Origin of the sequence: Streptomyces sp. P3 (assembly GCF_003032475.1) — a bacterium.
Taxonomy (GTDB): Bacteria; Actinomycetota; Actinomycetes; order Streptomycetales; family Streptomycetaceae; genus Streptomyces.
The window spans coordinates 4,790,532-4,807,234 of sequence record NZ_CP028369.1 but is presented as its reverse complement, the minus strand read 5'-3'; the positions used below and the strand labels follow the sequence as shown (position 1 = coordinate 4,807,234).

Annotated in this window: 14 protein-coding genes and 5 tRNA genes; 8 read left to right on the top strand and 11 right to left on the bottom strand. The window is 74.3% G+C overall.

Translation table 11 applies throughout. The annotated features are described in order from the left end of the window. Window positions 1-126 precede the first annotated feature (126 nt). On the top strand, window positions 127-687 hold the full coding sequence (locus C6376_RS21675; protein ID WP_107444953.1) for a CGNR zinc finger domain-containing protein: 561 nt from the start codon (window positions 127-129) through the stop codon (window positions 685-687). An 85-nt stretch (window positions 688-772) separates the two neighbouring features. Here the strand turns inward: C6376_RS21675 and C6376_RS44490 are convergent, their stop codons facing one another. Together C6376_RS44490 and C6376_RS21670 are read right to left on the bottom strand one after the other, a co-directional pair. Next, window positions 773-925: a hypothetical protein gene (locus tag C6376_RS44490; protein ID WP_173877776.1), complete on the bottom strand. Its 153-nt coding sequence runs from the start codon at window positions 923-925 to the stop codon at window positions 773-775. 257 nt (window positions 926-1,182) lie between these two features. Beyond that, window positions 1,183-1,629 carry a hypothetical protein gene (locus tag C6376_RS21670; protein WP_107449095.1) on the bottom strand — a complete coding sequence of 149 codons (447 nt, stop codon included), beginning with the start codon at window positions 1,627-1,629 and terminating at the stop codon, window positions 1,183-1,185. Between the two features lie 358 nt (window positions 1,630-1,987). On the opposite strand from C6376_RS21670, the gene C6376_RS21665 reads away from it, so the two are divergent. Then, a complete protein-coding gene (locus C6376_RS21665; protein WP_107444952.1) occupies window positions 1,988-2,551 on the top strand; it encodes a DsbA family protein in 564 nt (187 codons plus the stop codon). 74 nt (window positions 2,552-2,625) lie between these two features. Here the strand turns inward: C6376_RS21665 and C6376_RS21660 are convergent, their stop codons facing one another. From C6376_RS21660 to C6376_RS21650, 3 genes are all read right to left on the bottom strand, one after another. Next, window positions 2,626-3,450: a GNAT family N-acetyltransferase gene (locus tag C6376_RS21660; RefSeq protein ID WP_107444951.1), complete on the bottom strand. Its 825-nt coding sequence runs from the start codon at window positions 3,448-3,450 to the stop codon at window positions 2,626-2,628. 87 nt (window positions 3,451-3,537) lie between these two features. After that, entirely contained in the window at window positions 3,538-4,359 is an 822-nt protein-coding gene (locus C6376_RS21655; protein WP_107444950.1) for an aminotransferase class IV, read from the bottom strand. Beyond that, window positions 4,356-5,426, bottom strand: a complete 1,071-nt coding sequence (locus tag C6376_RS21650) for a chorismate-binding protein (protein ID WP_107444949.1) — start codon at window positions 5,424-5,426, stop codon at window positions 4,356-4,358. The genes C6376_RS21655 and C6376_RS21650 overlap by 4 nt, the downstream gene beginning before the upstream one ends. Before the next feature lie 193 nt (window positions 5,427-5,619). Here C6376_RS21650 and C6376_RS21645 point away from each other — a divergent pair. The 5 genes from C6376_RS21645 to C6376_RS21625 all read left to right on the top strand — a co-directional run bounded on the left by C6376_RS21645 (window position 5,620) and on the right by C6376_RS21625 (window position 6,080). Then, window positions 5,620-5,692: transfer RNA gene (locus tag C6376_RS21645), tRNA-Gly, on the top strand. A gap of 38 nt (window positions 5,693-5,730) precedes the next feature. Further along, window positions 5,731-5,804: transfer RNA gene (locus C6376_RS21640), tRNA-Cys, on the top strand. A gap of 1 nt (window position 5,805) precedes the next feature. Beyond that, window positions 5,806-5,877, top strand: a tRNA-Val gene (locus C6376_RS21635). 26 nt (window positions 5,878-5,903) lie between these two features. Continuing rightward, window positions 5,904-5,975 (top strand) — tRNA-Val (locus C6376_RS21630). Between the two features lie 33 nt (window positions 5,976-6,008). Then, window positions 6,009-6,080, top strand: a tRNA-Val gene (locus tag C6376_RS21625). A gap of 54 nt (window positions 6,081-6,134) precedes the next feature. On the opposite strand, the gene C6376_RS21620 is transcribed toward C6376_RS21625, so the two are convergent. The 3 genes from C6376_RS21620 to C6376_RS21610 all read right to left on the bottom strand — a co-directional run bounded on the left by C6376_RS21620 (window position 6,135) and on the right by C6376_RS21610 (window position 7,882). Further along, window positions 6,135-6,428 carry a zf-TFIIB domain-containing protein gene (locus C6376_RS21620; RefSeq protein WP_107444948.1) on the bottom strand — a complete coding sequence of 98 codons (294 nt, stop codon included), beginning with the start codon at window positions 6,426-6,428 and terminating at the stop codon, window positions 6,135-6,137. An 80-nt stretch (window positions 6,429-6,508) separates the two neighbouring features. Further along, window positions 6,509-7,444, bottom strand: a complete 936-nt coding sequence (locus C6376_RS21615; RefSeq protein WP_254076005.1) for a phosphotransferase family protein — start codon at window positions 7,442-7,444, stop codon at window positions 6,509-6,511. A 243-nt stretch (window positions 7,445-7,687) separates the two neighbouring features. Beyond that, window positions 7,688-7,882: a hypothetical protein gene (locus tag C6376_RS21610; RefSeq protein ID WP_107444946.1), complete on the bottom strand. Its 195-nt coding sequence runs from the start codon at window positions 7,880-7,882 to the stop codon at window positions 7,688-7,690. Between the two features lie 589 nt (window positions 7,883-8,471). Between C6376_RS21610 and C6376_RS21605 the strand changes: the two genes are divergently transcribed. After that, the gene (locus C6376_RS21605; protein ID WP_107444945.1) at window positions 8,472-9,842 is read left to right on the top strand and encodes a serine/threonine-protein kinase; all 1,371 of its coding nucleotides are present in this window, start codon (window positions 8,472-8,474) and stop codon (window positions 9,840-9,842) included. A 363-nt stretch (window positions 9,843-10,205) separates the two neighbouring features. Here the strand turns inward: C6376_RS21605 and C6376_RS21600 are convergent, their stop codons facing one another. From C6376_RS21600 to cobT, 3 genes are all read right to left on the bottom strand, one after another. Next, complete coding sequence (locus C6376_RS21600; RefSeq protein WP_107444944.1) at window positions 10,206-11,024, bottom strand: RNA methyltransferase; 819 nt, start codon at window positions 11,022-11,024, stop codon at window positions 10,206-10,208. A 64-nt stretch (window positions 11,025-11,088) separates the two neighbouring features. Further along, complete coding sequence (gene cobA, locus C6376_RS21595) at window positions 11,089-12,321, bottom strand: uroporphyrinogen-III C-methyltransferase (protein WP_107444943.1); 1,233 nt, start codon at window positions 12,319-12,321, stop codon at window positions 11,089-11,091. A 159-nt stretch (window positions 12,322-12,480) separates the two neighbouring features. Next, window positions 12,481-16,617 (bottom strand): nicotinate-nucleotide--dimethylbenzimidazole phosphoribosyltransferase, encoded by a 4,137-nt coding sequence (gene cobT, locus C6376_RS21590; protein WP_107444942.1) that lies wholly within the window; start codon window positions 16,615-16,617, stop codon window positions 12,481-12,483. Between the last annotated feature and the right edge of the window lie 86 nt (window positions 16,618-16,703).

The window sequence follows — 16,703 nt, the reverse complement described above, 5'->3', positions numbered from 1 at the left end:
CCACCCCCGCGCGGGCCGCCCCCGGGGAGTCCGGCTCACAACCGCCCCTTGCCCGGGGCCCCGGTGCGGCTACCATCGGCCAGCATCGGCGGGCGCCCGCCCGACCGTCAGGCCAGGGAGCGAAACGTGCTGATCACCCACGACACCCGGTGCGCACTCGACGCCGTGGTGGATCTGGTGAACTCCGCGCCGGAGGACGAGACGACTCCGGACGGACTGCCGGATGTCGCCGCCCTCGGAGTTTTCGTACGAAAGCACGAAATCAGCGACATCGGCAGGCTCTCCGAGTTCGATCTGTCCGCCGTGCGCAAGGTCCGTGGACGGTTCGCCGGGGTTTTCGCGGCGCGGGACCCGCGTACGGCCGCCCATCTGATCAACGAGCTGGTCGCCGCCGCGGGCACCACCCCGCGCCTCACCGACCACGACGGCTACGACTGGCACGTCCACTACTTCGCCCCCGGCGCCTCGGTCGCCGACCACCTGGCCGCCGACTGCGGGATGGCACTGGCGTTCTTCGTGGTGGCCGGTGAGCAGGAGCGACTGCGGCGCTGCGAGGCACCGGACTGCCGGCGCGCCTTCGTCGACCTCTCCCGCAACCGGTCCCGCCGGTACTGCGACAGCCGCACCTGCGGCAACCGGCTGCACGTGGCCGCCTACCGGGCGCGTCGCAAGGAGGCGGCGGGCTGATCACGCCCTCGTGCGCAGGGGCTCCGTCGGGATGCTTGATGCCGACGCGGCCCCGGCGGGTGGCGCCGGGGACCGCGGGTACGGCTCAGAGCAGCAGCAGATCGTGCAGCGAGGCCATGAGCAGCAGACACCCGATCACCGCAAGGAAGATCATCAGCGGTGGCTGGGAAAGGGCGAAGAGGCACCCGCGCGGCTCGTCCTTCGGCGGCGCGGCGTCGCTCTGTGTCGTGTCCAGCATCTCGCCGCGATGATGACGCAGGAAGGATCTTCCGCGCGATCAACACGCACGGAATGAGCGGGACTTCGCTGGATTCCGTGATGTCGGTTTCAGGCCGTGTCCAGGCTGTGATCACTTCCGCGCACGAGCGGCCCGAGTGTGTCGTTTCACCTTTGGACCACCGGACCGGCCGGACCGGCCCTCACCTGCCGGACTTCATGAGAGTGCCGGGCGGCACAAGACCTGCCGGGCGGCGAGCCGCGGGGCGCCGGCCGGGTTCAGATGCCGTGCTTCTTGAGGATGGCTTCGATGTCGCTGAAGTCGTCCGCACCGCCGTTCGCCCGCGGCGTGGCCGCCGGACGGGAGGCCGGCCGGGCGGACTGCCCGAGGGACGGCGCCGAGGCCGCGGGCGCCACCGCCTCGGAGTGCGTGGCGCGGGCCGCGGCTCTGCGCTCCTTGCGGGTGCCGCCCCGGCGGCGTTCGACGGCGCGTGTCGTGGCGAAGAGGGCCCAGGCCCCGCCGAGCACGGCGAAGCCGGCCCAGGCCGTGGGACTGAAGGCGGTGTCGGCGATCCAGTCGACGATGCCGGTCATCACCAGGCCGAGGGGCACGAGGGCGTAGGCGGCGATACGGGCCGCCGCGAGGTAGCGCTTGCGGTAGGCGGTGACCACCGCGATGCCGAGGCCGGCCGCGGCGACGGCGGAACAGACGGTCTCGGCAATCATCCGGTCCTCCAGGCAGAACGTGCGGGCACGGTCGGGGTGGACTCGGCGGCACGACCGGCAGGCCTGCGCCTCGTCCTCCTCCATCCTGCACCTGGCCACCGCTCCCGGGCCATGCCGCAGCCGGACATCAGGGACATCTCCGGGTCGGCTCCTCCGCAGGTGCCGTATGCGCCTGCCCCCGGCTGCCGCTCCGGGTACCCCGGCACCGGTCTCCGGGCGGCGTCGTGGCGCGGACTGTGGTGGTGTGGTGGCGGCGGGCTGTGGTGGTGTGGTGGCGGCGGGCTGTGGTGGTGTGGTGGCGGCGAGCCGCAGGCCCTCCGGATTGGGGCGGTCGGGCGGGGGCTGGAAGACTGGCCGCATGAGCGACTCGTCCCCGGCACACTCCTCCCCGGCCTCCCCGGCCGCCTCCTCCCCGGCCGACGCCCGGCCGCCCGTCGTCCTCGACGTCTGGTGCGAGCTGCAGTGCCCCGACTGCCGTGGCGCGCTCGGCGACCTGCACGCCCTGCGCGAGCGCTACGGCGATCGCCTGGAACTGCGGTTGCGGCACTTCCCGCTGGAGAAGCACCGGCACGCCTTCGCCGCCGCGCAGGCCGCCGAGGAGGCTCTGGAGCAGGGCCGGGGCTGGCCGTACGTCGAGGCCGTGCTGGCCCGGGTCGAGGAGCTGAACCGTAGGGGCGAACCCCTCCTGGTCGAGATCGCGGCTGAACTCGGTCTGGACTCGGAGGAGTTCGACACCGCTCTGATCGACGGCCGGCACATGCTGATCGTGGACGCCGACCAGGCCGAGGGCAAGGCGATCGGCGTCACCGGAACCCCGACCTACGTCATCGGCGGCGAGCGTCTCGACGGCGGCCGGAGCCAGGACGGGCTGCGCGGACGCATCGAGGAGATCGCCGACCGGTTGCTGGCCGAGCAGGCGTGAGACCGGGCCCCGTCAGCCGGTAGGCCCGCCGACCGGCAACTCCGCCGGCCGGTGGGTCCCTGCCGGTGCCCGGTTCAGATCAGGGCCTTGTACATCGAGTAGGCCACCGGCGCGTATCCCAGCGACTCGTACAGCCGTTCCGCCGGGGTGTTGCCGGCGAAGACGTTGAGGCCGAGGACTTGCCTGCCGGCTTCGACCGCCTGCGTCTCGGCCAGCAGCATCAGGGAACGGCCGTGGCCCCGCCCGCGGAAGGGCTGGTCGGCCTCGACGTCGAAGACGAATGCCTTGTCACCGACGATCGCCAGCCAGAGCCTGCCCACCGGGACGCCTTCGTGCTCCAGCACGCTGAACCGCATGTCCGGCGTCGCGCGGCCCTGGGGCAGCTCCTGTTCGTGGTCGCGCCGTGCCTTGGCCCAGGCCTCGTCCTCCGGCACCCCGCGCTCCAGCCAGTCCTGCGCGTAGTCCGCCACGGCGTGCCGCTGCCAGGCCTCGTACTCGTCGTCCGTCATCGGCCGGCCCCGGCTGCCCTCGGGCAGCCGGGCGGGCGTGGGGCCGAGCGGTTTCTCCATGCCGCGGTTGCGGTGGACATAGCCGAGCGCGGTCGCGAGCCGCAGCGCGGCCGACGCGGCCGCCGGCACCCGGACGTCGATTCGTCTGCAGCCCCAGCCGCGGGCCACCTCCTCGGCGGCCAGCGCGGCCACCGTGCCCCGGCCGCGCCCGCGGTCCGGCTCCTCGATGCGCAGACCGGCGATCACTGCGACGCGGGGTCCGAAGGAAAGGGACGTCGAGAGATGGACCGCTCCGACGGGACGGCTGTTCACGCACACCTGGTAGTGGCGCGACAGCGCCCCGTCGGCAGCGCGCTGGAGCGGCTCGGTCGGCCGCAGGGTCGTGGTCATCAGGGGCTTTCTACCCAACACGGAGCGCGTCGTCAGCTCGATTTCCGCCGCTGTCGGGCGCGGGCCCCGAACGTCCGGCCCGGACCCTCACGGATCGAGGTCGTCCGCCGCGCGCTCGGCGAAGATCCGCATGGCCTTGGCGGTCACCGGCCCGGGCGCGCCCGGCAGTTCGCGGTCGTCGACCCGGTGGACGGCCTGGACGTCGCGCAGCGTGGAGGTGAGGAAGACCTCGTCGGCCCGCTCCAGCACGTCCAGCGGCAGGTCGGTCTCCTTGGCACCGGTCCACTCGACGGTCAGCTCGCGCGTGATCCCCGCGAGGCAGCCGGAGGCCACCGGCGGGGTGTGGATCTCGCCGTCGAGGACGACGAACACATTGGAGCCGGTGCCTTCGCAGAGCCGCCCGGCCGTGTTGCCGAACAGGGCCTCGGTGGCACCCTGCTCGTGGGCACGGGCCAGCGCGACGACGTTCTCGGCGTACGAGGTCGTCTTGAGGCCGGTGAGCGCGCCGCGTTCGTTACGGGTCCACGGGACGGTGACGACGGCCGTGGAGTCGGCGCGCCGGGCCGTCCCGCCGAGCGCGACGACGAGGGTGGGGCCCCGGTCGCCGCGGTCGGAGCCCAGGGGGCCGTGGCCGCCGGTGTAGGTGATGCGCAGCCTGCCGAGCGGCATCGGGTCGGCCCCGAGGACGGCGGCACAGGCGCGGCGGATCTCGTCCTGGTCCGGGTCGGGCAGGCCCAGGCCGCGTGCGGAGCGGGTCAGCCGGTCGAGGTGCCGGGTGAGCGCGAAGGTCTCCCCGTGCATCGCCTTCACCGTCTCGAAGACGCCGTCGCCCACGGTCAGTCCGTGGTCGAAGACGGAGACACGGGCGCTCTCGCCGTCCTGCAGCCCGCCGTCGAGCCAGATCTTCACGTCAGTCCCTCTCCCTCGGCCTCGCACGCTCCCGTGACCTCGTACGCACCCGACGCTACCGCGAGGAGCCGGGATGCCTTCAGCTCGGTCTCCTCCCACTCGGCTTCCGGGTCGGAGCCCCAGGTGATGCCCGCGCCGGTGCCGAAGCGCAGCACGGCCGCGCCGTCGGCGGCCCGGTCGATCCAGAAGGTGCGGATGCCGACGGCCAGCTCGCCCGTGCCCCGGTCGGCGTCGACCCAGCCGATGCCCCCGCAGTACGGGCCGCGCGGCGCCGTCTCCAGCGCGTCGATGATCCCTAGCGCGCTGGCCTTGGGGGCGCCGGTGACCGAGCCCGGCGGGAAGGCGCCGTCCAGCAGCTCGGGCCAGCCGGAGTCCGCGCGCAGCTCGCCGCGGACCGTGGAGACCAGATGGACCAGACCGGGATGCTTCTCGACTGCGCACAGGTCGGGCACCGTCACGGTGCCGGTGGCGCAGACCCGTCCCAGATCGTTGCGGACGAGGTCCACGATCATCACGTTCTCGGCGTAGTCCTTGGTGAGGAGGTCCGCCTCGGTGCGGCCGGTGCCCTTGATGGGTCCGGACTCGACGATCCGGCCGGTGCGACGAAGGAAGAGCTCGGGTGACGCGGTGGCCGCCTCCACGCCGTGCGCGGGCAGGCGAATCGTTCCTGCGTACGGTGCGGGGTTGCCCCGGGCCAGCAGGGCGGTCAACGCGTCCACGTCGGCGCCGGACGCCACGGGCGCGGTCAGCACACGGCACAGGTTGGCCTGGTACACCTCGCCGGCCGCGATGTGCTCGCGGATCCGGCGCACGCCCGCCGTGTACGCGGCGCGGTCGAGGGAGGACGTCCAGTCACCGGCCGCGGGCCCCCGCCAGGCCCCCGGCACGGGGGCGGGCACCGGCTCCTCGCGCACCTCGGCGAAGCGGGCGCAGACCAGCCGGCCCTCGAAGTCCGCGCAGACGGCCCAGAACCCGGTGCCCTCGAGCGCGGCGGGATCGCTGGTCACATCGAGGAGGCCGGTGGCGAGGCGGCCGCCGAAACGGGCGAGAGGAGGGAGGTCGAGCACAGGGTCGAGTGTAGGGCGGGCGCTTCGGGCAGCGCCCTCGCGTGTTCCGCAGGTCACGGCCTCCGGTGGGACGCCGACCTGGTGCGCGCGCGAGCGCAGCGCAGCACGCTGCACAAACGCGTTTTTGTACTGGCCCGGGAATCCGCTAGAGTTCAACTCGTCGCCGGGCCGCGAGAGCGGAACGAAACGACAAGCGGACGTAGCTCAGTTGGTAGAGCGCAACCTTGCCAAGGTTGAGGTCGCGAGTTCGAGCCTCGTCGTCCGCTCGAAGGAAGAAGGGGTCTTCCCGGCCCCCTACACTCCTGGTGGAGTGGCCGAGAGGCGAGGCAACGGCCTGCAAAGCCGTCTACACGGGTTCAAATCCCGTCTCCACCTCCAAGGACGATTAGCTCAGCGGGAGAGCGCTTCCCTGACACGGAAGAGGTCACTGGTTCAATCCCAGTATCGTCCACTGGATCTGCTCGAAGATCCTTACCCGCGCGATTAGCTCAGCGGGAGAGCGCTTCCCTGACACGGAAGAGGTCACTGGTTCAATCCCAGTATCGCGCACGCAGTGTCACGGTCCGCGGATCGTGGTCCCGAGGACGATTAGCTCAGCGGGAGAGCGCTTCCCTGACACGGAAGAGGTCACTGGTTCAATCCCAGTATCGTCCACACGCCGAGAGCCCCCGGCCGCCTTCGCGGTCGGGGGCTCTCGCGTGCGCCGGTTCAGCTGGAGAACAGCATGTGGCCGAAGCTCTTGTGGCGGTGGTGGCCGCCGTAGTGACCGCCGTGACCGCCGCCGTGCGGGGCTCCCCAGGCGGGAGCGGCCGGCGCCGCGGGGTACGCCTGCGGGGCCCCCGGGGGCGGCGGCGCGGGCTGGGACCACTGGGACTCCACCCGGGTCAGCGCCTCCAGCTCGCCGTAGTCGAGGAAGATCCCGCGGCAGTTGCTGCACTGTTCGATCTGGACGCCGTTGCGGTTGTACGTGTGCATCTGAGCGTGACACTTCGGGCACTGCATGTTCGGCTCAACTCCTCGCCGGTCGGTGCTGTTTCGCCTACCGCCAGGACAGACACTGTCCGGCTGCGGTCGGTTGCACCCTACTTCGCGAAGTCCGCCGCCACCTGCGCGGGGAGGGAACCCATGCGCGCGCAGGCGTCGACCAGGCACTGCTCGACCTCGTCGAGCGGACGGCCGGCCACAGCCGCCTTGGTGACGGCCCGTGCCGCGCTCTGCACGGTGAGTGCGCGCGCCGGGACGTCGAGCCGGGGCCAGGGATCGCCGGCAGCCGGCACGGCGGGACCGGCCGCGGATCGGTAGGCCGTGAGGAAGCGGTTCCACTCGTCGGGCGGGAGCAGTCCGCAGGCGAACCAGGCGGCGGGACGGGCGAGATCCCAGGCCGGGTCGCCGACGCCGAGGTCGTCGACGTCGATCAGCCGCCACGGGCCGTCCGGGGCGGGACGGCGGACGAGCTGGCCGAGGTGGAGGTCGCCGTGGCAGAGGGCGCCGACGCCGGGCACGGGGGCTTCGGCCCGGGCCCAGGCCGGGAGCGTGCGCCAGGCGCCGAGGACGGGGGCGAGGGCGGGATGCGCTCCGGCGGCGCCCAACAGCGCCACGGCCCGGGCGGCCTTCGCGGGACCGCGCATCGCGGGCAGGCCGGCCGGGACCGGGGTGCGGTGCAGTTCGGCGAGCAGTGCTCCGGCCGCCTCCCAGGGCGCCGCGTCGGGATCGTCCGGGTCCACGGGGGCGCCGTACGGCCAGAACGTGACCAGGCGTCCGTGCAGCAGCGTCGGGGCGGGGGTGAGCGGCGGCAGGAGGATGTCGGGGAGGGCGGCGGCCGCCGCGAGGCGGGGCGCCAGAGCGGCCGGGTCGGTGTCGGGCCCGTGCGCCTTGGCGACGGTATCGGCGTGCCGGACGACGACGGCGTCGGGGCGGTCGGCGAGGGTGGCCGCCCCGCAGGGGCAGGTTTCGACGGCCGCGTGCGCCCGGGCCGCGGCCCGGCGGGTGAGCTCGGCGAGCAGGGGGTGCGGGGTCACGTGGCTCCTGGACGGCGGCGTAGCGGGTCGGTCTCCTCGTGAGGGTACGCAACGGGGTCGCCGGGGATCGGGCCTCGCGGCCTCGAAGAGGGGAGGACGAGCGACGCGGGCGGGGAAAAACAATGCAGGCGCAGCTCCCCAGCTGCGCCTGCATCTTTTGCCGTCCGCCGCACCCCCGTCCCCACGGGGTTTCATGGGTGGATGTCCCCGCCCGGACCGCTCTTCCGGGCCTGGGGTCGCCGCTCAGCGCCCCAGCATCACTCCCACGGACGACGCCTGTGTGGCCACCGTCTCCCAGCCGTCGAAGACGACGAGGAGCAGGACCGCCAGGGGAAGGGCCATCAGCGTCGCCACCAGGGGGTGGCGGCGGCCCGTGCGACGCGGGCGCGCATCGCGTCCCGGTGCGCGGATCGCCGTCCGCGGTGCCGTAAGGGCCATGGTCCCTCTCCTGACCTGATCAGTTGTCGTTGGCAGCGGCGGGTGTCTGACCTCGGGGGACGAGTGCTGCACCCGCCGCTTGACCTCAAATCTAGGCGTACGGCGGACGACGGTCGTCATGCCCTCGTACCGATTGACGGGCCTCCCGGAGGATGAGCCGCCACCGGGGGTGTACTCCCCTGGGTGGAGAGAAGGTCCTACGTCTCGGGGTCTTCCCGGAGGGGGTGCCCGATCCGGGACGGTTTTCCCGGGCAGGGCCGTGACTTCGCTCACTTCCGGCGCCTCTCCCGGTACCGCGGCCGGTAGCGGGCGGCCCGCTCCGCGCGCCCTCACGTCATGCGTCCGGGCGGCGGCGCCGATGTCCGGGGCACTGTGCGGCCGGTCACCCTTCATGAGTTCAATCCCCCTTCCGGGGAGGGTGGTTGAGAGGGCACGGTCGGCCAAGTGCCGCTTTTCCCGAACCCTCTGACGACTCCTCGATTCTCCCGTCCGGCACTGACAATCCATCGGGACGAGAGGGCGCGGCCTCTGCGCGCGAACGGCCGTGTAAACGTAAGCTGTGCCACGTCAGACGGACCGGGCAGCGGGGATGAACATGGCGATGATGCGCCTGAGGCGCGAGGACCCGCGCGTCGTCGGCTCGTTCCGGCTTCACCGGCGGCTCGGCGCGGGCGGGATGGGCGTCGTCTATCTGGGCTCCGACAAGAAGGGGCAGCGGGTCGCCCTGAAAGTGATCCGGCCCGATCTGGCGGAGGACCAGGAGTTCCGCTCGCGGTTCGCACGCGAGGTGTCGGCCGCCCGGCGGATCAGGGGCGGCTGCACGGCACGGCTCGTCGCGGCGGATCTGGACGCCGACCGGCCGTGGTTCGCCACGCAGTACGTGCCCGGCCCCTCTCTGCACGACAAGGTCAACGACGAGGGACCGCTCGGAGCGGCGGAGCTCGCCGCGATCGGGGCCGCGCTGTCGGAGGGACTCGTCGCCGTCCACGAGGCCGGAGTGGTGCACCGGGACCTGAAGCCCTCCAACATCCTGCTCTCCCCCAAGGGTCCGCGGATCATCGACTTCGGCATCGCGTGGGCGACGGGCGCGTCCACACTCACGCACGTCGGCACGGCGGTCGGCTCCCCCGGCTTCCTCGCGCCGGAGCAGGTGCGCGGGGCGCTGGTCACACCGGCCACCGACGTGTTCTCGCTCGGCGCCACGCTCGCCTACGCCTCGACGTCCGACTCGCCCTTCGGGCAGGGCAGTTCGGAGGTGATGCTGTACCGCGTGGTGCACGAGGAGCCGCAGCTGCACGGCGTCCCGGACGCGCTGGCCCCGTTGGTGCGGGCCTGTCTGGCGAAGGACCCCGAGGAACGACCCAGCACGCTCGAACTCTCCCTGCGGCTGAAGGAGATCGCCACCCGGGAGGCCCAGGGCATGGCGGACGCGCGGCCTCCGGCACCGCGGGCGGCCGAGGCTGACCGGCCCACGGGACGACTGGCCGACCCGGGCCATATGGAGCGCACCCTGCGTCATCCGGGCGGGCCCGGCACTCCCCCGCCGCGCGGCGGGACGCCGTCCTCACGCGGTCCGGCCCCCACGCGCGGCGGTGCGCCGTCGCGCGGCGCGAACCCGGCCCGCGGGGGCGGCGGCGCCGCGTCGCGGTCCGGGGCCCGGCCTGCTCCCGGCACGCGCAACACCCGGCCCGGCAGCGGCAGTCGGCCGGGACCCCGCAGCGGCGCCCGGCGTCCCGGGCCGCGGACGACGGGCGGCAGACTGCGGCCCGCCAACCCGCGTCTACTGCGTCAGCGGCTGTTCGTGTTCGTGGTGGTGACGCTGTTCGTGGCGCTGGGCATCGCCGTCGTCCAGGGGTGCGAGGGACCGGCACGCGGACTCGGCGGAGGCGACGGCGTCGTCCGGCACGAGCAACCGCACCTCCCGCCGGCACCGGGCGCGGGCGATACGACGGCCGGCTGACCCGGCGGGCGACGCGCGGACAAGCGTCCGCGTCCATCTGTCGTGGACTTCGGCGCCCACAGCGGCCCTGCCCGTACATCCGGGGCCCGTCGCATCGTCGCCGGCCACCGGCGGCGGGGGCGTGTCCCAGCCTGTCACGCTCGGGCCGACCCGCGGGTCGGAGCCGTCGTCTCCGCAGGCCCGGGCGTGTCAGCGAAGGCCCGCCCGGTGCGCCCTTCCCCCCCGTGGGGGCACTCCCAGCCGCGTCGTCGGGCACGCCCCTGTACCACCCGTGCGGGGGCGGCCCTGACCGCCGTGCGATGGCACGCACCGGACGCCGCGCGCCCCGCCCTTCGGGCGGACGACGCCACGTCGCGGACGTCCCTAAGCGCGAGGCCGGCCCGTCGCCACCGCGTAGAAGGCGACTGCCGCCGCCGCGCCCACGTTGAGCGAGTCGACGCCGTGGGACATCGGGATGCGGACCCATTCGTCGGCGGCGACGAGCGCCTGGGTGGAGAGGCCGTCGCCCTCCGCGCCGAGCATGAGGGCCACCCGGTCCATCCGGTGCGGGGCGGCCTCGTCCAGGCTGCGGGCCTTCTCGTCCGGGGTGAGGGCGAGCAGGGTGAAGCCGGCCTCGCGGACCGAGTCCAGGCCCTTGGGCCAGGTGTCCAGACGGGCGTACGGGACGGAGAAGACCGCGCCCATCGACACCTTCACGCTGCGCCGGTAGAGGGGATCCGCGCAGTCCGGTGAGAGCAGTACGGCGTCCATCCCGAGGGCGGCGGCCGAGCGGAAGATCGCACCGATGTTGGTGTGGTCGTTGACCGACTCCATCACGACCACCCGCCGCGCGGTGTGGAGCAGGTCGGCCGCCGTGGGCAGCGGCCTGCGCTGCATCGAGGCCAGCGCGCCCCGGTGGACGTGGTAGCCGGTGACCTGTTCGGCGAGGTCGGGGCTGACCGCGTAGACCGGCGCCGGGAGCTCGTCCATGACGTCGCGCATGACGTCGATCCACTTGGCCGAGAGCAGCATCGAGCGCATCTCGTACCCGGCGTCCTTGGCGCGTCGGATGACCTTCTCGCCCTCGGCGATGAACAGGCCCTCCGCGGGCTCGCGTCTGCGGCGCAGCTCGACGTCGGTCAGGCCGGTGTAGTCGCGCAGGCGCGGGTCGTCGGGATCTTCCACGGTGATGAGATCGGCCACAGGGGTGATACTGCCTTGTCCTGGGTGCGGTGCCAACGGCTCGGAACGGTTGTGTTACCCGCGGTTACTCTGAGGTCCGCGGCCCGACGCCGACGACCGGGCCGATGACGACGACCGCCGGGGGCCTGACCTCCTGGACGCGGACCGTCTCGGCGACCGTGGCGAGCGTCGCGTCGACCCGGCGCTGGGCCGCCGTCGTGCCCTCCTGGACGAGGGCGAGCGGGGTGTCGGGCGACTTGCCGTGCGCGACGAGCGCCTCGGCGATCTTCCCGATCTTGTCGACGCCCATCAGGATCACCAGGGTGCCGGTGAGCTTCGCGAGAGACGCCCAGTCGACCAGCGAGCGCTCGTCGTCGGGCGCCACATGGCCGCTGACCACCGTGAACTCATGGGCGACGCCCCGGTGGGTGACGGGGATGCCGGCCGCGCCCGGCACCGAGATGGAACTCGAGATCCCCGGGACGACCGTGCAGGCGATGCCGGCCTCGGCGAGGGCCTGGAGCTCCTCCATGCCGCGGCCGAACACGTACGGGTCGCCGCCCTTGAGACGGACGACGGACTTGCCCTGCTTGGCGTGCTCGATCAGCGCGTTGTTGATGGCCTCCTGGGCCATGTACCGGCCGTAGGGGATCTTCGCCGCGTCGATCACCTCGACGTGCGGCGGGAGCTCGGCCAGGAGGTCGCGCGGGCCGAGGCGGTCGGCGATCACGACGTCCGCCTCGGCGAGCAGACGGCGGCCGCGGACGGTGATCAGGTCGGGGTCGCCCGGGCCGCCGCCGACCAGCGCCACGCCGGGGGTCCGGGTGCGGTGGTGGGGGGCGACGAGGGTGCCGTCGCGCAGGCCCTCGACGACCGCGTCGCGGATGGCGGCGGTGTGCCGGGGGTCGCGGCCGCGGCCGTCGGTGGTGAGGACCGCGACCGTCACGCCCTCGCTGTGGCCGGTCGCCGGAGTCCAAGCGGTCGCGGCCTCGGCGTCGTCGGAGCGCACGCACCAGATGCGGTGTTCCTCCGCCTCCGCGGACGCCAGAACGTTCGCCTCGAGGTCGCTCGTGGCGATCAGGGCGTACCAGGCTCCGGCGAGGTCGCCCTGCGCGTACCGGCGCCGGGACCAGGTGATCTCGCCCGCGTCGGCCATGGCCTCGACGGACGGGGTGGCGCTCGGGGAGACGAGCTCGACGACCGCGCCCGCGGCGATCAGGGCGGGCAGCCGGCGCTGGGCGACCTGGCCGCCGCCGAGGACGACGACCCTGCGGCCGGCGAGGCGGAGACCTACGGGGTAGGCGGGGTGTTCGGCCATGAGGGTGCGGCTCCTCGTACGGGCAGAGAGGTGCAGTGAGCGGGCGCTGCGACTCTGGAGCGGCCCTGACGTGCGCATTTTAGAGGTGTGTTCAGGTGTGTGCAGCATGCGGCGGGGCCAGGGGCGCGCACCGGCGCGCCCGCCGGCCCCGCGGGGGTCCTACTTCTCCGTCACGCCCGCCGAGTCGAACGTCGCCACCTCGTGCATCGCCCGGGCCGTGCTCTGGACCAGCGGCAGGGCCAGCAGCGCGCCCGTGCCCTCGCCGAGACGGAGGTCGAGGTCGACGAGAGGACGCAGGCCCAGCTTGTTCAGGGCGGCCACATGACCGGGTTCGGCGCTGCGGTGGCCCGCGATGCAGGCCGCGAGGACCTCGGGGGCGATCGCACGGGCCACCAGAGCGGCGGCGCCGGCGCTGACGCCGTCCAGGATGACCGGCGTGCGCAGGGACGCCCCGCCCAGGAGCAGCCCGACCATCGCGGCGTGCTCGAAGCCGCCGATCGCGGCCAGGACGCCGATCGGGTCGGCCGGGTCCGGCTGGTGGAAGTCCAGGGCGCGGCGCACGACCTCGGTCTTGCGGGCGAGCGTCTCGTCGTTGATGCCGGTGCCGCGGCCGGTGACCTCGGCGGGGTCGGCGCCCGTGAACACCGAGATGAGAGCCGCGGACGCGGTCGTGTTCGCGATGCCCATCTCGCCCGTGAGGAGCGCCTTGTTGCCGGCCGCCACCAGGTCGCGGGCCGTCTCGATGCCGACCTCGATGGCCTGCTTGGCCTCCTCGCGGGTCATCGCGGGGCCGGTGGTCATGTCGGACGTGCCGGCGCGGACCTTGCGGGGCAGCAGCCCCGGGGTCGCGGGCAGTTCGGCGGCGACGCCCACGTCCACCACGCACACCTCGGCGCCCACCTGGCTCGCGAAGGCGTTGCAGACCGCTCCGCCGCCCAGGAAGTTGGCGACCATCTGGGCCGTGACCTCCTGTGGCCACGGGGTGACCCCCTGCGCGTGGACGCCGTGGTCGCCGGCGAAGATCGCGACGGCCGCGGGCTCCGGGATCGGCGGCGGACACTGCCGGGACAGACCGGACAGCTGCGCGGAGATGATCTCCAGCATGCCGAGCGAGCCCGGCGGCTTCGTCATGCGCTTCTGCCGCTCCCAGGCCTCGCCGAGCGCCTTGGCGTCCAGCGGGCGGACGCTGGCGACGGTCTCGGCGAGCAGATCGTGCGGGTCCTCTCCGGGCAGCGCGCGACGGCCGTACGTCTCCTCGTGGACGACCCACGACAGCGGACGGCGTTTGGCCCAGCCCGCCTGCATCAGCTCCGGCTCGTCCGGGAACTCGTCGACGTAGCCGACGCAGAGGTAGGCGACCACCTCGAGGTGTTCCGGCAGTCCCAGCGCGCGGACCATCTCGCGCTCGTCGAAGAAGCTGACCCAGCCGACGCCGAGGCCCTCGGCACGGGCGGCGAGCCAGAGGTTCTCGACCGCGAGCGCGGAGGAGTACGGCGCCATCTGCGGCTGGGTGTGACGGCCGAGGGTGTGACGGCCGCCGCGGGTCGGGTCGGCGGTGACGACGATGTTCACCGGGGTGTCGAGGATGGCCTCGATCTTGAGTTCCTTGAACTGCTTCGCCCGCCCCTTGGGCAGTGACTTCGCGTACGCGTCACGCTGCCGGACCGCCAGTTCGTGCATCGCGCGCCGGGTGTCGGCGGAGCGGATGACGACGAAGTCCCAGGGCTGCGAGTGACCGACGGAGGGCGCGGTGTGGGCGGCCTCCAGGACCCGCAGCAGCACCTCGTGCGGGATCGGGTCGTCGCGGAAGCCGTTGCGGATGTCCCGGCGCTCGCGCATGACCTTCAGGACGGCCTCGCGTTCGGCGTCGTCGTACCCGGGCGCGGCGGGACCCGCCGACACCCGCCGCACTCCGTCGGCAGCCGGGTCGTCGTCCTGTTCGGCGGCTCTGGTCTCCAGGTCCTCCGGGCTCTGCACGACGTCGGGGTCGACGGCTCCGGACGCGGCGACGCCGGTCTCCCGCCGGGCGTCCGGGGTGTCCTGGGCTGCCGGGGCGGGGCCGCTCTCGCCGGGCGCGGTCTCGCGGGGGGCGGGAACCGTGGCGGCGGGCAGGCCGGCGGCGGCCTCGACGGCGGGACGGGCCTCGGAGGCCGCTTCCGTGGCCGTCTCGGGGGCCGGCTCCGCGACCGGCTGCTCCTCGGGCGGGAGCACGAGGAGCCGCGGCGGGGTCGGGGCGAGGTGCGCGGGGGTGGGCACCTCGCCCTCGACCGGAACGAACTGCCCGAGGGACGGCTGCGGCGCGGGCTCCGGCACGGCGTGGCCGGGCACGGCTTCCTGCGCCCGGTGCACCGCCTGGTCCGTCTCCGGCAGTTCCGGTGCGGGCCGGGGGCCCTGGGGGGCGGCGGCCGCGAGATCCGCGCCGGTCGCGTCACCCGGCGCCGAAGGCACGGGCCGCGGGGCGGGGACGGCCTCCGCGAGGAAGGTCAGGGGCTCGGGGGCGGCGGCAGAAGCGAGGGGCGCCTCGGCGGGCCGCTCCGACACGGCCGTCGTCTTGGGGTCGGGCCCCGGCCGGGACTGCGCCACGTCGTCCAGCCCGGGCTCCGGTCCTGCCTCCGGCTGCGGCTCCGCGGGGGGTGTTTCGGGGGTGACCGACGCCTCGGGGCCGGCCTGCGGGGACTCGCCGTGCGCGGGGGCGGGCTGCAGGGCGTCCGGAGCGGGGGATGCCGGATCCGCGAGGTGAGCGGCGACCGGGACAACAGGCTCGGGCGTGGGTGAACTCTCCGACTCCGCGTCCGCCGTCGGCCGGGTCTCCGACTGCGGCGCGGGCCCGGCGTCGGGGGCCGGTTCGACGGGCTGCTCCTCGGCGGACGCGGGCTCGGTCTGCGGGACGAACTGCTCGGCGACGGCAACGGCGTCGGTGTCGGCGTCGGTGTTCGGAACGTGCGCGGATTCCGGGGCCTTCGGGGCGGACGCCGCCGGCTCAGGCGCTTCGGCCGCTTCCTCGGTCATGCCCCCGGTCATGGCTTCGTCGGGCTGCGGAGCCTCGGCCGCTTCGGGCTCTGCGCCCAGGGCGGCTCCGGGTTCCGTGGCCGGGGCGGGCTCGTCGGCCGGCCCGACCTCCGGGCCGGGAGGCGCGTCGGCGACCGGTACGGGTTCGGCCGCCGTCTGCGGAGCCGGGGCAGGCGCCTCGCCGGGACGGGCGTCCGCGTCCGATGCCTCAACCTGGGCCTGGGCCTGCGGCTGGGCCTCGGGCTCCTGGGCGGCTTCCACCACGGGGCCCGCCTCGGCCGCGTCCGGCGCCTCCGCCTCCACGGGCTCGGCGGGCTCGACCGCCTCGGCGGCGCTGTGTCCAGCCGGTTCAAAGGCTTCCGGCGTCCGGGAAGCCGCCGGGGCGTCCTCGTCCGCGGGCAGCGACGCCGGCGGCTCGGCGGGGGCGTCCACCGGCTGGTCGCCGCCGGGCACAAGCGCGTCCGCGGCCTCGGCCAGGTCCTGTCCGGCCTCCGCCATCATGGCGGCGCCCAGCAGTTCACCGGGGTCGACGACGCCGTACGTCCCGGTGGACGGCGGCTCCGGCGAGGCGCCTTCGGGTTCGGCCGCGAGCTCGGCCTGCGGCTCCTGCGGCTCCTGCGGCTCCTGCGGCTCCTGCGGGGCGGTAGCGGCGATCGCCTCGGTCGCCACCCGGGTCACCACGGCCTGGGCCACGCCCGCCGGTTCGCCCTGCTGCTGCGCCGCGACCGGGGCCGGCACGACCGGCTCCGCGGTGGTCGCCCCGGAGGCGGCCGGCGCCTGGGCCGTGGCCTGCGCGGTGCCCCAGGGGGACGCGCCCTGCAGCGGCATCTCGCGCAGTTGCGGCACGTCGAGGTACTCGGGTCCGGAGGCGGAGGGGCCGGGCTGGCGGACCGGCGCGCCCGCGGGGCCGCGGTCGGCCAGTGAGCGGACCGGGCTGGCGGAGGCGTCCGGGATCGGCGGGCCGAGGTGCAGTGGGCGGCGCGGGGCCGCCTGGGGCGCCGACGCGCCGGGCAGACGGACGGCGCTGAGGTCGACCGAGCCGCTGTCGCGGCCGTCCGTCTCGTGCGGGCCGGGCTCGTGGACCGCCTCGACCACCGGTTCCGGGGCGGGCGGGGCCACTTCGTTGCCCCACGCGCTCTGGGCGCCCGGCAGCAGCAACAGGTCTGCGTCCTCGGCGGTGGTCTCGGAGAGGTAGGTGTACGCACCGTGCGCGGGGGCGCCCGGCTGCTCCACCATGCCTGCCCTCTCCGGCAGCGCCTCGCCCGGGACCTGGCCGGTGTCGGTCATGCGTACCCCTCGCCCATCGGTTAGTGCTCTTACGACCAGCTCGCCCGGAGCGGCGCACCGACCGCCCCGCAGTGAGAACGAGCGTC

What these genes read in the sequence shown, in the direction of transcription:
- C6376_RS44490 (WP_173877776.1), bottom strand. Translation starts at nt 925, where the DNA reads ATGCTGGACACGACACAGAGCGACGCCGCGCCGCCGAAGGACGAGCCG.
- C6376_RS21620 (WP_107444948.1), bottom strand. Translation starts at nt 6,428, where the DNA reads ATGCAGTGCCCGAAGTGTCACGCTCAGATGCACACGTACAACCGCAAC.
- C6376_RS21605 (WP_107444945.1), top strand. Translation starts at nt 8,472, where the DNA reads ATGAACATGGCGATGATGCGCCTGAGGCGCGAGGACCCGCGCGTCGTC.
- cobA (WP_107444943.1), bottom strand. Translation starts at nt 12,321, where the DNA reads ATGGCCGAACACCCCGCCTACCCCGTAGGTCTCCGCCTCGCCGGCCGC.
- C6376_RS21665 (WP_107444952.1), top strand. Translation starts at nt 1,988, where the DNA reads ATGAGCGACTCGTCCCCGGCACACTCCTCCCCGGCCTCCCCGGCCGCC.
- C6376_RS21610 (WP_107444946.1), bottom strand. Translation starts at nt 7,882, where the DNA reads ATGGCCCTTACGGCACCGCGGACGGCGATCCGCGCACCGGGACGCGAT.
- cobT (WP_107444942.1), bottom strand. Translation starts at nt 16,617, where the DNA reads ATGACCGACACCGGCCAGGTCCCGGGCGAGGCGCTGCCGGAGAGGGCA.
- C6376_RS21660 (WP_107444951.1), bottom strand. Translation starts at nt 3,450, where the DNA reads ATGACCACGACCCTGCGGCCGACCGAGCCGCTCCAGCGCGCTGCCGAC.
- C6376_RS21670 (WP_107449095.1), bottom strand. Translation starts at nt 1,629, where the DNA reads ATGATTGCCGAGACCGTCTGTTCCGCCGTCGCCGCGGCCGGCCTCGGC.